Below are 12,560 nucleotides of genomic sequence, written 5' to 3'. Positions count from 1 at the left end.
ATGCCGCAAGGTTCGATGACCACTTCGGAGCGAGAGCCGCCGGTAGTGAAGGGTCGGCTCGCGACCCGAAGCAGTCAGTCGACCTGGGGACAACATTTGGATGGCGTGTACCAATCGACTGCGGAGTCGACATGAAGGTGTTTTTGCTTTTGAGGCAAGAAGGGCGTGTCGAGCGTGCCCAGTGCTATCGAAACCCAGTCGGCAAATTCGCCTTGAAATCGTGACCAGAACAACGTCGAACCACAGTGCGCGCAGAACTCGCGTAACACCGTCGCTGAGGACGTATAGGTTTTGATGCTGGTGGCGCCACCAAGTATCCGTAGCGCGTTGCGGGGAACGCTGCCGTACGAAGCGAATGCTGCCCCGTGACCTTTGCGACACTGGCTGCAATGACAATGACTCACTGCTTTTGGTGGCGTGAGTAGCTCGTAACTGACTGCTGCACATAGGCAGCTTCCTTGGTATACCTCTGTCATGCACCCAACCCTGCACGTGAAAACACGCCAGCTTATCCATCTCAGTCAAGACAGTCGACTGACTGCTTTTGGCTGTGGATTCAACCGGTCATGAGGGGCAGCCATCGACCCAAGTGGGCATGCGACCGTCTCACGATCCATGTCTGCGGAGACTGCCTTTGCCTGTTTTTCTCTTGAGATTCCCTGACCCAATAGCGTTCAGCATTTTCTGAAACATCGGGCATTCGATATGACGGGGAGCAGGACAGGACGCAGCACGACGAAGCTCGTCACGTATGGCACTGAGGCGCTCGATGGTGCGGTCCAGTTCATCAGCCTTCTCTGCAAGCCTCTTGTGATCAATGGCAGGCTGACCGTCCGCGTCCAGCATGGCGGCGATATCGTCCAATGAAAACACCGCAGATTGCCCGAGCGCGATCAATGACAGTCGCTGGAGTACATCTGCACGAAATACGCGGCTCAGGCCACGACGACCTATCGAGCGGATAAGACCTTTTTCTTCGTAGTAGCGCAGGGTTGAAGAGGGCAAACCGGAACGACGTGCCACTTCACCGATATCCATCTCTTTCATGCTTGACCTCAAGTCGACTTGAACTTGCAGACTACCGGAATCAAACCGCCAAGACAGGCTGAAGGCAGGGGAAATATCATGGAAGTAGGTGAGACAGTACTGCGCATTCTGTTTGTTGGAATGGGGGCCACGCTGATCATGGACGTATCGGCTTTTATTCAAAAGCGGGTATTTGGCTTGGCGTCGCCTGACTATGGGCTCGTCGGTCGTTGGTTGGGCCACATGTTACAAGGGCGGTTTCGTCACGCCTCGATTGTGACTGCGCCCCGTGTCCAGAATGAACGCCTGGTTGGCTGGGTGTTCCACTACATCACTGGCTGTGTCTTTGCGATGATGCTCTACGGTGCCCAAGGGCTTGCCTGGATCTGCAATCCCTCTCTGATGCCCGCGCTGGTGACGGGCTTGATCAGTGTGATTGCACCTTTCTTCATCATGCAGCCCGCGTTCGGTTTTGGCATCGCGGCTTCGAGGGCAGCGGCACCGAACATGGCAAGGTGCAGAAGTGTCATTGCGCATCTGACGTTCGGAATCGGGCTCTTTGGGGCGGGGTGGCTATTGATGCTCCTCTTTCCTGCGCCGCTCTGCCTAAGGTGAGCGCCTGTGGGATCGCGGTGGGCTCTCAGCGCGCTGTCGCCCGGAGGTTAATCACGGCCAGGTGGGGATGTCGCCATCAGCGCTTGCTAAAGGCCAGACCAGCTGCGAACAGCACAAAGACCATGCCTGGTGTGATCCATCCACTTGATCACTTTCTCACGCCGCAGAACGCCGGCAAGGGATTGAGTAGCGCCAATCAACGTCGAAGACCACATCAAACCCAGCACCACGTGAATGCTGACCAAACCAAATGTCCAGGCAACCAGGCTGTGCCCGTGGGGGATAAATTGAGGGAGAAAAGAGACGTAGAAAATGCCGATTTTGGGATTGAGGACGTTCCCCATCATGCCCTTCAGGAACCAGTTTGCATTTGGCTTGCCGTCATCTTCGACGGGCGACAGTGAGCTACGCGGGCGCAGCAACATGTTCAATCCGAGCCATGCCAGATAAGCGGCGCCGCAGTATTTCAACAGACTGTACGCCAGCTCCGATACCGCAATCAGAGCACCCAGGCCAAAGGCGACAGCGGCGCCCCACAGTAAGCAGCCAGCATTGATACCGAGCGCAGCGCGAAACGCCTGTTGCTTGCCTTCCACCGTTGCGGTTCTCAAAACCAGAGCGGTATCGAGGCCGGGCGTCAGCGTTAGCAGAGTGGCTGCGAAGGTAAAGGCGAGGAGATTATCTGCAATAGACATCGGCGTATGACTTTAAAGTGATGACGCGCGAACGTTAGCACATGGCGGGTTGTCTTCTGCGACTACACGATCTTCCGGTCTTTTTACGAACGCTTCGGCTTCTGCATGGCTGCGAAATTTGATGCACCCTGCGTCCATCCAGACAACCCAGCCTTTCGGAGGCGGCTAGGCGGTGTCAGGACGGGTGTGCCGGGAGGTCTGGTGCCTGTTGCATTGAAAATGGAGAGTGGGTGTCATCTTGGCGTCATCGAATCGATGGCAAGATCCTCGCAAACCGTCTTGAGCGCTCAGCAGTGCTCCGCCTGGTGGCTGATGAATTTGCGAGGAATACCCGTATGAAAGGAGACGCCTCCCTGTTTGCGGCCATTGACCTGGGTTCCAATGCGTTCCGCATGATGATTGGCCAGTCGGTCAAACGGAACCGGCAATTCGTTATCCAGGAAGTGAAAACGCTGCGTGAGCCTGTCCGCTTGGCGGAGGGATTTCAGGGCGGGTCGCTGAACGAGCTGGCGCTGGATCGGGGATGGCAGGCACTCGCGCGATTTGGCAAAAAGTTACGCGGCTTTGAGGCCGGTCGTGTACGTGCGGTGGCGACCAGTGCCGTCCGCGAAGCTGATAATGCTCAATTGTTTCTGGGCAGTGCGGAGCGGCATTTAGGTTTTCGTATTGATGTCATCTCCGGGCATGAAGAGGCCCAACTGGTGTACGCCGGGGTTGCCCACACGATACCGGGTACAGAGAGTATGCGGCTGGTCGTGGACATCGGCGGTGGTTCCACTGAATTGATTCTGGGGCAAGGTGCTTACCCCCTGTTGACCGAGAGCATTGCCATTGGCAGCGGTACCTTTGGTGCACGTTACTTTCAGGGCGGTGGTATCACGGCTCAGGCGCTCCTCGAGGCTGAGCGGGTGGCCACCCTACAGTTTGAAAAAGTTGCACGTCGTTATCGTGCACTCGGTTGGCAGCAGACTATCGGCTCTTCAGGTACCGCAAGGATGCTGGCCAAAGTGCTCAAGGCCAATGGATTGAACGACTACGGCCAAAGCGGTATCACCTACGGCGGTCTGTTGCGTCTGTCATTGCGTCTGCTGGAAGCGGGGCATGTGAAACGTCTCAAATTAGCGGGCTTGCCAACTCATCGCCTCGGCATCTTGCCCGGAGGCCTGGTGCTGATGCTGGCGGCGTTCAAGGTATTTGGTATCCCGCATATGACTCCGTCCGAACCAGGCTTAAGGTTCGGCGTTCTTCATGGCCTGATGTGTAAACACTAGCGGAAACCGAAGCCGACTTTTTCAACACGGTTGGCCGATTTCTGCCTGTCGCCAAGGACATGGAAAGGGCATCGATATATTTTTCATTGCTGCGGCCCTTGCTGCTGAGACGGATGCTGCTGGCGTTGCGGTTTCTGTTGCGGCAGCGGCTGCGGTTGTTGCTGCGGCTGATGCGGTAACTGTCCCGCCTCGTGCTGCCGTTGAGGCAGCCTCTGTTGTGGCAGCGGCTGCGGTTGTTGCAGCGGCTGATGCGGCAGTTGTCCCGTCTCGTGCTGCTGTTGAGGCAGCCTCTGTTGTGGCAGCGGCTGCGGTTGTTGCAGCGGCTGATGCGGCAGTTGTCCTGCCTCGTGCTGCCGTTGAGGCAGCCTCTGTTGTGGCAGCGGCTGATGCGGCAGTTGTCCCGCCTCGCGCTGTTGTTGATGCAGCCTCTGTTGTGGCAGCGGCTGCGGTTGTTGCAGCGGCTGATGCGGTAGCTGTCCCGTCTCGCGCTGCTGTTGAGGCAGTCGCTGTTGCGGCTGCTGTGGCCGTGAAAGCATGTGTATGTGACGCCAGTGAGCACGATGGCGGAACCAGTCCCGATCGCGGTAGTGGCGGTTCCAGTAGCTGTCGAAGCCGAAGATCAGAATCGGCATACCTATCTGGGCGCCATAGTCGGGGATGTATACGCGCCGCCCGGCGTAATCGTACTCAAGTAAGTTGCCGGCTATCCAACCGCGTTCGCCATGCCAGCTGACATCGCACCACCGCCAGTCACTGAGGCAGCCATAGATCGTCAGCCTCGAGCCCCGAGGTACGGTCATGATGGGCGGATAGGCGAGATCCGGGCCGGTTCTGAGGACGCTGTTGGAAACGGTGTAGGCAAACTGGTCCTGAGCAAAGGTCATGGGAGTTGAAAGGCACGCAAGCACTCCAATGATCAAGTAGATAATCGGTTTCATGTCTCGGGCCCTCTGTACCGAGACATCATTTTACATCCGAATGAACGAATTCCCCCCTTGTCTCGGCACGCCCCCTATCTAGCGCTCCTGGCCGCTTTCTTCTGGTGGCCGTATATCCCGAAACAGGCTCAGCAGCAGTAAGTCGTAGGTGATCTTCAAACCGCCCGCGATCACCAATGGCCAACCAAAGGTCGATAAGCCCAGCAAATAACCAGCGAGCAATGGGCTCAACGCCGACGCCAGGCTTCGTGGGACCGTCGTGATACTGGCCGCAGCTGCGCGCTCCCCACGTGGCACGATTGCCATGATGTAGGAGCTACGGGTCGGCACATCCATTTGCGACAACGCGCTGCGTGCAAGCAGCAGGATGATTGCCAGGCTCAATGTCGGCATCAGAGGAATGAGGATCAGGAACAGGCTGGAGGGTAAGTGGGTAAACACCATCGTATTCACGAGTCCAAACCGATCGGCAATGCGATTCGCTGCCAGATATGAAAATGCCGTCAATACTCCGGTCCAGAAAAAAATCTGCCCTGCGATCGTGGTGGAAAGCTGAAACTTCTGGAATAGCCACAAGGCGATCATCGATTGCACTACGAAGCCACCCCCGAACGCATCCAGGCTAAACAAGGCTGCGAGGGTATAAACGACCCGTTTCGATTTTTGTAACGGCGCAGCCGGTGCCTTGTGCTCGTCCGTGCCAATCTCCTGAGGTAGCGTGGAGTAAATCAGGCCCGATGCCAGTCCTAATAAGCCGTAAAGGAGAAACATCGCTTGTAGCGCTTTCTTCCTGTCGAGCCCGGATGTCGCGACTATCCAATCAGGCGCCCCTGCGACCAGCGCCCCCAATGCGGCAGCCAACGCAGCGATCAGACTATAGCGGGCAAACACCGCCGTCCGCTGACGTTCGTCCACCAAGCCGGAAAGCACGGCATGCTCTAGCGGCAAGAATACGCTGACATCGCCGCTGGACGGATTCAATGTCCCGACGATGGCAATCACCAGCAAAGGCCAGAAATCGGTGACAGTCGCAAAACCAAAACCGGTTCCCGTCATGAGCAGCGAGGCCATCAGCAGCAACAGACGGTAGGTAAAACGATGAGCATAGAGGCCAACCAGGAGCGTCAATACACCTGAGCCTAACAACGTGCCGGTGGCGATCATCCCGACTTGAAGTGGCTGCATGCCCAATGCCAGCAAATACAGTGGCAGCAGTAAGCTGACGTAACCGTCGGCGAATGCCCGCAAGCCTCGCACGCATAGCAGACGGGAAAGGACCGGCGAGTTCACTTGACCCAGCGTGCAGGGCATTTTCCGACCGCGCCGCAGATCCGGCGGGTAGGCGCTTGCCCCTTAACGTTTGCGTCCAGACTTTCCGTTGCAGCGAGAGCATGGGACGCAGTGCAAATAAGGCTGGTTGCAATGATCATGGATTTCATCTGATCCATCTGAAACTCCGCAAGGCAAGCCGGACCGTGTCGAACAGCGACATTGTGTCTATTGCTCAGGTTCACCTCACCCGCTGGGCGGCCTCGATAAGACTGGGAAAAAGGGGACACATTTCCAAAGAGTCGGCAGCTTTGGTAAATGAACCTGCTTCGACGACCCGGGCAAACACGCGAATGGCTAAAAGTTGGTTCATGCTCGGTTGTGCCCAGTGGGTGAGTTCGGTCGCAGTCTAGTGTGTCAGGAGCAGAAAACCGAACTGACGCCCTTACTGTTCCCGTATCGGAAAAAACAGATCGAAACAGGTCACGCCATTTTCACTGGTGACGCTATAGCGGCCACTGTGCAACTGCATGATCGTGGCGACGATCGAAAGCCCCAGGCCATTGGACTGGGCCGAGCGCTCGCGTGATGGATCAACGCGGTAGAAACGCTCGAATAGTCTCGGAAGGTGTTCCGCCGGGATGGTGGTTCCGTAGTTGCGCACGCGCAGATTGATGCCGTCCTCGGACGGTGTGGCCTGGATCAACAGTTCGGAATGAGGTGCGCCATATTTGATCGCATTGGCGCACAGGTTGGCCAAGGCGCGGCGTAGCAGCATGGGCTCGGCCCAGATAAGGCCGTCGCCCTCCGCGCGGATGGTCATGTCGACGTCCGCGGCCAGGCCTTCAAAGTAATCGGCTACGCGTTCCAGCTCGTCGGCGGCGCCCAGTTCCTGGCGCTGATCACGAGCGCTACCGGGATCAGTACGAGCAAGGAACAGAATGTTGTCGAGCATGCGTGCCAGGCGTTCGAGTTCTTCGACGTTGGAGGCGAGCAACTGCTGGTAATGCTCCACGCTACGGTTCTTATGCATGGCGACCTGGATTTCGCCCAGCAAGTTGTTGATGGGTGTGCGCAGTTCGTGGGCCATGTCGGTCGAGACCTGGCTCAGTTGCGCAAAACCCTTGGCGAGTCGCTCAAGCATGGTGTTGAAGGAGTCGATCATCGGCAGCAACTCTTTCGGAGCACCTTGGCTGTCGAGTCGCTCTGTCAGGTTGCCGATGCCGATACCGTGGGCTTGTTGCGCCAGGCGCCTGACGGGCAACAAACCGCGGTGAACCAGGGCATATCCAGCCAACGCCAGGACGATCGCCGCGAGGCTGGCGAGGATGTAAACGCTGAGACGATAGCTGGCGAGTACGGCAGTTCGTTCGGTCATCAGGCAGCCAACGGTCAGTTTCAGCTTGCCCGAGTCGATACTTGCGGAGATGGCCGCGAAGGGCGTTCCGTTCACGGCGGGTAGATGCTGTACATCGGTCAGCGACAGGGAATGGTCCATGGTCACGGGAGTGAGGTCGGGAATATCGATATGACGGGGATTGACCAGCAGTAACGGGGCTTCCCCTGGAACGCCAATCGTGAGTATGTATTCGCGATTGCCCAGCATGTTCTGAAACAGCATAGGTTTGGTCTTGATCAGTTCCAGCGTATTGCTGCCATTAAGAAAAGTACGCAGCTGATCGATGCGGTAGACCAGAGTGGACTCGTCGCGTCGGATCAGTTCGCGCTCAAGATCGCGATACAGTGCGACGCCGGTGGTGGCCATCAGGGCGAAGGCCAGCAAGGCGAACACCACGGCCAGGCGCAGGGTGAGGGAGTAATGGCGACGGTTCATGGTTGCGTATCGAAGCGGTAGCCAATGCCCCGCACACTGTGGATCAGCTTCAGCTGGAAAGGGTCGTCGATTTTCAGGCGCAGGCGTCGCACCGCCACGTCGACCACGTTGGTATCGCTGTCAAAGTTCATGTCCCAGACCCGGGAGGCGATCAGTGAACGCGACAGCACCTGATCCTGATGCGTGGCGAACAGGTGCAACAAGGCAAACTCTTTGTTTGTCAGCGTCACTCGCACGCCGGCGCGGGTGACGCGGCGTTTGATGACATCGATCTGCAGGTCGGCGATCTGCAGTTGCTCTTCTTCCCGGGTTGGACCCCGACGGGTCAAGGTGCGCAGGCGTGCGACCAGTTCGGCGAAAGAAAAGGGTTTGATCAGGTAGTCGTCGGCCCCCAGCTCCAGGCCTTTGATTCGGTCGGCGATGTCATCGCGCGCGGTCAGGAACAATACCGGCGTATCGGCTTCCTTGCGCAGGCGGCGCAGTACTTCCCAACCGTCCATTTTCGGCATCATCACATCCAGCACGATGACGTCGAAAGGCGTTTCCAGGGCCAGGTATAAACCCTCGACGCCATCGCGGGCCAGGCTGACGGAGTATCCCTGCTCCTGCAGACCATTGAGTAAGTAATTGCCCGCCTTGGGCTCGTCTTCCACGACAAGGATGTTCATGAGAATGACCTTGGTTCGGTGTCGGCCTTCAACCCAAAAGTACGGGTCTGAACGCCGAGAGCAGGTCGCGCAATTTTAGCCCAATCATCAGGTTTTGTTGCGTATTGCCTGCTCCCGGACAGTCATGTGTATAAAGCATTCCATCAGTTTCCGTTGGTGCAACGTCCTTGAACCGAATAGTCCAGCACATGTTCCTGACCCTGATGATCCAGGTAATCGAGACGGGCTGGAGTGACGTCACATTGGTCCGGAATTTCAGTCATAGACAGGACTTTCGCAACGTCCAGGTGGACGAAGAAACCGGTCCTGTCGTGGATCACCGCCGAAGTGTCGTTGGTACCGGCGAAGGCTGAGCCGGTGGCGAGGAGGGTGGCGAGTCCGAGCGTTAACAGTTTCATGGCAGTATCTCCTTGTCTGAAGTGGACTGCCTGTTGTTTGGCAGTGAGTTCACGGTAACAAGGCAACTCCAACAGCCGACGAACAGGGCCATTACAAAGTTGTAATGCAAGGGCGGGGTGCTTGAGGCGATTGAAGCGAGAAGTTGCATCGAGAACTATCCTTACCTCTCCAGAGGAGGATGGCGATGAAGTACATGATCAGCTGGTTTGAACGGCCACAAGGTTCGCCTGCGGAGTACGAGAGTGCGCAGAAACGGATCCTGGAGGTGTTCGGTCAATGGAAAGCCCCGGACAATTTCAAGATCGAGGTGTTTGTCGTGCGCGTGGGCGAGTGGGGCGGACACATGCTGGTGGAGTGCGACGATCCGCTGGCGGTTCACAAGGTTTGCTCGACGTTTCCTGCGTTTGAATTCCAGGCGCGCCCGGTGGTTGCCGTCGAGGACGCGGTCCGGGTCGAACTCGAAGCTATCGCCTGGCGCGATGGCCTGAAACCCCAGTGATGCAGATTATCCCGGTGCTATCGAAGAGCGGGCGCATCGCCCGCTGAGCTTTGTTGAATGAACCGATCAATCAACCACCTTGCGGCGGGTCCTGGCGGCAGGTCCGTGCGATAGATGGCGTCGAAGGTGTACATCCCGCTTTTGTATTCCGGCATTTTCAGATGGACGAGTCGGCCAGCATCCAGATCTTCCCGGACCATCGTGATCGGCATGTTCCCCCAGCCAATGCCTTCACGCAGCAACATGTGTTTGGCTCCCAGGTCGGCCAGCCTCCAGGTGCGGGTACTGAGGACTGCGAAATCCTTGTCTTTTGTCAGGAGCGAACGGTCGGACAGCACAAGCTGGATGAACTCACGTCCAGCACCTGGAATATTCAACGCGCTTGAGGCCAGTGGATGATTGGGGGCTGCCACCGGAATCAGCTCGACACTGCCGACTGCAATTCTTTCGATACCATCAATCCCCTCATTCATCGGGCCACTGACGCCGACGGATGCACCGCCGTTGATCACCAGTTGAGTGACTGCGCCGAGCGCCTCCATATGCAAGTGGAGTGCAACCGTAGGAAATTCCTCTCGAAATGATTTGAGTGCGTCCACCACGCGCTCAGCGGGAAGCATCACATCCAGTACCACATGAACTTCAGCTTCGAGCCCCTGAAGCAGGCCTTTTACTTTGGCGCGTAACCCATGAATGCCATTGGCGATGGTTCTGGCTTCGGCCAGCACGGTGCGGCCGGCATCGGTGAGCTGGGGTTTGCGCGTCGTATGGCGGTCAAACAGCGACACGCCGAGTTGCATCTCAAGATTGGCGATCGAGTAGCTGATGACTGAAGTGGCTCGGTGCAGTTTTCGTGCGGCAGCCGCAAAACTGCCAACCTCGACAACCGTGAGGAACACACGCAGTTGATCGAGAGTGGGAGTGCCTGGGTCTGAGATCATTTCTATTTACTCGAACGTAATCGTCGAAATTAGTCGGCTATTGCGATTGTAGAGTGGGTGGCAGACTTTCTTCAACGCGGTGCTCCAATGGTGGATGCGCCCAACTTGATGGAAGAACGACCATGTCCCAATCTGCAGCGACTACCTCCAAAGATACCCATGAACTGTCCAGTGCTGTCGCTACCACCGCCACGGCGGCGCTGGTCGGCCGTGTGTTCCTCAGCGCCATCTTCATCCTCTCGGGCATCTCCAAGCTGAGCGCCCCGGCGATGATGATCGGCTACATCGGTTCGGTGGGTTTGCCATTCCCGCAACTCGCTCTGGCGTTGGCCATCATCATCGAGATCGGTGGCGGTATTGCGCTGATCGCTGGCTACCGCACCCGTGCCGTGGCGCTGGTGCTTGCGCTGTTCAGTGTGATCACCGCGCTGGCATTCCATAACAGCCTGGGCGACCAGAACCAGTTCATCCACTTCTTCAAGAACATCGCCATGGCGGGTGGCCTGTTGCAGGTCGTCGCATTCGGCGCCGGTCGCTTCAGCCTCGACGCCCGTCGTCGCTGAGCCAATGGCGCCGCAGTGGATGAACGCGTGCGGCGCCTCTCAGGTTCATCTTTCGAAATACTCCGAGGATTCACCATGAAAGCCATACGTGTGCATGAATACGGCAACCCGGATGTGCTGTCTTCGGCTTCGTTGTCGAAAACCTGCCGAGTAAGCACCGGGCGAAGGTTTCCTTCTGCCCGATGTCCAGCTTCGAGTCGCTCACTTCAATTTATAGGGGAGGTATCCTGTTTTGGCATAAAGAAACGCGAAAATAGTTCGGATTGTGATTTGATGTTTAATTTGGCGTAAATATTGCGGTGGTGAACTTTTATCGTCTCTGTCGACAGGGAAAGTTTTCCGGCTATCTCTTTGTTGGAGAAGCCACCCAGTAGCAATTTGAGTGCGTCATTTTCGCGTGTTGTTATTTGTTCTTGATTGAAGTGGATGTTGCTGCCAGCGGAAATGCATAGTTATCGATTTGCACGTATTCATTTAATGTGCGAATAAGCGATCTCCAGAACTTTGGACGGTTCAACTGCATGATCAGCGTTCCAATCGATCGGTGCCAGGCCAGGCTGTGAAGGTCGAGTGGCATTTTCTACCCCTTTAGGGTTAGGGATTCGTCGGTCAGGGGTAAGTATTCGTAGGTATTTACTATTCGCTAGTGCCCGGTATATTCACTATTCAGGGCTTGGAATGGCCATGAGGGCACATCGTCTTGACAAGGATAGTTGCATGAGAAAATCACCTTTGCGAAGCATTTTTTCAGCCTCGCTTCTCTGTGTAGGGATCAGCACATCAGTGGCGGCTGTAGAGCCTGGGATGTATCTGTATAACTGGTTTGGGCTTATCGCACCGGAGACCCCAAAGGAGTTTGAGCAGGAAACCGGTACCAGAATGCAGATGGATGCGTTCGACAGTGCCGAAATCATGCAGAGTAAGGTAATGGCTGGGCGCACGGGGTATGACGTGGTTGTGGCTACCTCCGACGTGTTGCCAAGCCTGATCCAGGCGGGAGTCCTTCAGCCGTTGGATCGTAATCAACTGAGCAATTTGTCACATATCGATCCTGAGATCTTGTCCCAGGTCGCGGTCAATGATCCTGGTAATCGCTACGCCGTGCCCTATTTATGGGGCACTACCGGCATTGGCTATGACGTTGATAAAGTCAAAGCGGCATTGGGTGAGGATGCTCCGGTGAATAGCTGGGATCTGATCTTCAAAGAAGAAAACATCAGCAAACTCCAGTCGTGTGGTGTGGCAATGCTCGACTCTCCCAGTGAGATCGTTTCGATTGCTTTGCATTACCTTGGGCTCCCCAGCAACAGCAGGAATCCGGATGATTACCAGAAAGCACAAGCCCTGCTGTTAAAAATCCGCCCCTACGTCCTCTATTTCGACTCATCCAGAATCGACGCTGACCTGGCGGATGGCAATATTTGTGCGGTGGTGGGATGGGCTAATGGCGCCCTTGCTGCGCGGGCCATAAACGAGAAGTCCAACACTGGACGCAAGATTGCCTACAGCCTTCCTCGCGAGGGCGCGCTGGTGTGGTCGGAAAATCTGGTTCTGCTAAAAAACGCACCTCACCCGAAGGAAGGGTTGGCGTTTATTAATTATATGTTGCGACCAGAAGTTATTGCCAAGACCTCAAACCACACGCTGTACCCTAACGCTAATAAAGATGCCACTGAGTTTGTCGAGCGGAAGCTGGCAGACAATCCTTGGGTTTACCCGGATCAAAAGACGATTGCTACACTTATTCCACTTGAACCGCTGCCATTGAAGTTGGAGCGTGTCCGCACCCGAGTTTGGAGCAAAGTCAAGACTGGCATTTGATCTGGCTGGGGTGTTGTCTTT

Annotated in this window: 13 protein-coding genes and 2 pseudogenes; 5 read left to right on the top strand and 10 right to left on the bottom strand. The window is 56.3% G+C overall.

Features of this window, described 5'->3' with window-relative positions; genetic code table 11:
* Positions 1 to 74: 74 nt before the first annotated feature.
* On the bottom strand, positions 75 to 476 hold the full coding sequence (locus AC1RJ3_RS22525; RefSeq protein WP_103315945.1) for a GFA family protein: 402 nt from the start codon (positions 474 to 476) through the stop codon (positions 75 to 77).
* Between the two features lie 130 nt (positions 477 to 606).
* Positions 607 to 1,047 carry a helix-turn-helix domain-containing protein gene (locus tag AC1RJ3_RS22520; protein ID WP_347927201.1) on the bottom strand — a complete coding sequence of 147 codons (441 nt, stop codon included), beginning with the start codon at positions 1,045 to 1,047 and terminating at the stop codon, positions 607 to 609.
* Positions 1,048 to 1,125: 78 nt separating this feature from the next.
* Here AC1RJ3_RS22520 and AC1RJ3_RS22515 point away from each other — a divergent pair, with 78 nt between their 5' ends.
* Complete coding sequence (locus AC1RJ3_RS22515; RefSeq protein WP_347927200.1) at positions 1,126 to 1,641, top strand: DUF2938 domain-containing protein; 516 nt, start codon at positions 1,126 to 1,128, stop codon at positions 1,639 to 1,641.
* Positions 1,642 to 1,717: 76 nt separating this feature from the next.
* On the opposite strand, the pseudogene AC1RJ3_RS22510 reads toward AC1RJ3_RS22515, so the two are convergent.
* Positions 1,718 to 2,336, bottom strand: a pseudogene (locus AC1RJ3_RS22510) (LysE family translocator).
* A gap of 335 nt (positions 2,337 to 2,671) precedes the next feature.
* On the opposite strand from AC1RJ3_RS22510, the gene AC1RJ3_RS22505 reads away from it, so the two are divergent.
* Positions 2,672 to 3,607, top strand: a complete 936-nt coding sequence (locus AC1RJ3_RS22505) for a Ppx/GppA phosphatase family protein (protein WP_493080589.1) — start codon at positions 2,672 to 2,674, stop codon at positions 3,605 to 3,607.
* A gap of 83 nt (positions 3,608 to 3,690) precedes the next feature.
* On the opposite strand, the gene AC1RJ3_RS22500 is transcribed toward AC1RJ3_RS22505, so the two are convergent.
* The 5 genes from AC1RJ3_RS22500 to AC1RJ3_RS22480 form a co-directional block, all read right to left on the bottom strand.
* Positions 3,691 to 4,545, bottom strand: coding sequence for an SH3 domain-containing protein (locus tag AC1RJ3_RS22500; RefSeq protein ID WP_493080587.1), 855 nt, complete (start codon positions 4,543 to 4,545; stop codon positions 3,691 to 3,693).
* A gap of 78 nt (positions 4,546 to 4,623) precedes the next feature.
* Positions 4,624 to 5,856, bottom strand: a complete 1,233-nt coding sequence (locus AC1RJ3_RS22495; protein WP_493080585.1) for an MFS transporter — start codon at positions 5,854 to 5,856, stop codon at positions 4,624 to 4,626.
* A 403-nt stretch (positions 5,857 to 6,259) separates the two neighbouring features.
* Positions 6,260 to 7,648 (bottom strand): heavy metal sensor histidine kinase, encoded by a 1,389-nt coding sequence (locus tag AC1RJ3_RS22490; RefSeq protein ID WP_347927194.1) that lies wholly within the window; start codon positions 7,646 to 7,648, stop codon positions 6,260 to 6,262.
* Positions 7,645 to 8,316 carry a heavy metal response regulator transcription factor gene (locus AC1RJ3_RS22485; RefSeq protein WP_019689699.1) on the bottom strand — a complete coding sequence of 224 codons (672 nt, stop codon included), beginning with the start codon at positions 8,314 to 8,316 and terminating at the stop codon, positions 7,645 to 7,647. The genes AC1RJ3_RS22490 and AC1RJ3_RS22485 overlap by 4 nt, the downstream gene beginning before the upstream one ends.
* Positions 8,317 to 8,459: 143 nt before the next feature.
* Positions 8,460 to 8,714, bottom strand: a complete 255-nt coding sequence (locus tag AC1RJ3_RS22480) for a DUF2790 domain-containing protein (protein WP_347927192.1) — start codon at positions 8,712 to 8,714, stop codon at positions 8,460 to 8,462.
* Between the two features lie 185 nt (positions 8,715 to 8,899).
* Here AC1RJ3_RS22480 and AC1RJ3_RS22475 point away from each other — a divergent pair, with 185 nt between their 5' ends.
* Positions 8,900 to 9,214 carry a DUF3303 domain-containing protein gene (locus tag AC1RJ3_RS22475; protein WP_054597995.1) on the top strand — a complete coding sequence of 105 codons (315 nt, stop codon included), beginning with the start codon at positions 8,900 to 8,902 and terminating at the stop codon, positions 9,212 to 9,214.
* A 17-nt stretch (positions 9,215 to 9,231) separates the two neighbouring features.
* On the opposite strand, the gene AC1RJ3_RS22470 is transcribed toward AC1RJ3_RS22475, so the two are convergent.
* Positions 9,232 to 10,155: a LysR family transcriptional regulator gene (locus AC1RJ3_RS22470; protein ID WP_493080582.1), complete on the bottom strand. Its 924-nt coding sequence runs from the start codon at positions 10,153 to 10,155 to the stop codon at positions 9,232 to 9,234.
* Between the two features lie 122 nt (positions 10,156 to 10,277).
* On the opposite strand from AC1RJ3_RS22470, the gene AC1RJ3_RS22465 reads away from it, so the two are divergent.
* Positions 10,278 to 10,718 (top strand): DoxX family protein, encoded by a 441-nt coding sequence (locus tag AC1RJ3_RS22465; protein WP_054597993.1) that lies wholly within the window; start codon positions 10,278 to 10,280, stop codon positions 10,716 to 10,718.
* Between the two features lie 206 nt (positions 10,719 to 10,924).
* Here AC1RJ3_RS22465 and AC1RJ3_RS22460 read toward each other — a convergent pair.
* Positions 10,925 to 11,128: pseudogene (locus tag AC1RJ3_RS22460) on the bottom strand (response regulator transcription factor); the annotation flags it as partial.
* 307 nt (positions 11,129 to 11,435) lie between these two features.
* Here AC1RJ3_RS22460 and AC1RJ3_RS22455 point away from each other — a divergent pair.
* A complete protein-coding gene (locus AC1RJ3_RS22455; RefSeq protein ID WP_493080580.1) occupies positions 11,436 to 12,539 on the top strand; it encodes a polyamine ABC transporter substrate-binding protein in 1,104 nt (367 codons plus the stop codon).
* Positions 12,540 to 12,560 lie beyond the last annotated feature (21 nt).

The sequence above is a fragment of the Pseudomonas sp. GW822-FHT04C11 genome (assembly GCF_058800905.1).
This window is presented reverse-complemented; position numbering and strand designations above follow the sequence as displayed.

Coding starts and splice junctions, on each gene's coding strand:
- AC1RJ3_RS22480 (WP_347927192.1), bottom strand. CDS start 8,714: ATGAAACTGTTAACGCTCGGACTCGCCACCCTCCTCGCCACCGGCTCA.
- AC1RJ3_RS22485 (WP_019689699.1), bottom strand. CDS start 8,316: ATGAACATCCTTGTCGTGGAAGACGAGCCCAAGGCGGGCAATTACTTA.
- AC1RJ3_RS22500 (WP_493080587.1), bottom strand. CDS start 4,545: ATGAAACCGATTATCTACTTGATCATTGGAGTGCTTGCGTGCCTTTCA.
- AC1RJ3_RS22455 (WP_493080580.1), top strand. CDS start 11,436: ATGAGAAAATCACCTTTGCGAAGCATTTTTTCAGCCTCGCTTCTCTGT.
- AC1RJ3_RS22515 (WP_347927200.1), top strand. CDS start 1,126: ATGGAAGTAGGTGAGACAGTACTGCGCATTCTGTTTGTTGGAATGGGG.
- AC1RJ3_RS22525 (WP_103315945.1), bottom strand. CDS start 476: ATGACAGAGGTATACCAAGGAAGCTGCCTATGTGCAGCAGTCAGTTAC.
- AC1RJ3_RS22505 (WP_493080589.1), top strand. CDS start 2,672: ATGAAAGGAGACGCCTCCCTGTTTGCGGCCATTGACCTGGGTTCCAAT.
- AC1RJ3_RS22495 (WP_493080585.1), bottom strand. CDS start 5,856: ATGCCCTGCACGCTGGGTCAAGTGAACTCGCCGGTCCTTTCCCGTCTG.
- AC1RJ3_RS22470 (WP_493080582.1), bottom strand. CDS start 10,155: ATGATCTCAGACCCAGGCACTCCCACTCTCGATCAACTGCGTGTGTTC.
- AC1RJ3_RS22475 (WP_054597995.1), top strand. CDS start 8,900: ATGAAGTACATGATCAGCTGGTTTGAACGGCCACAAGGTTCGCCTGCG.
- AC1RJ3_RS22490 (WP_347927194.1), bottom strand. CDS start 7,648: ATGAACCGTCGCCATTACTCCCTCACCCTGCGCCTGGCCGTGGTGTTC.
- AC1RJ3_RS22520 (WP_347927201.1), bottom strand. CDS start 1,047: ATGAAAGAGATGGATATCGGTGAAGTGGCACGTCGTTCCGGTTTGCCC.
- AC1RJ3_RS22465 (WP_054597993.1), top strand. CDS start 10,278: ATGTCCCAATCTGCAGCGACTACCTCCAAAGATACCCATGAACTGTCC.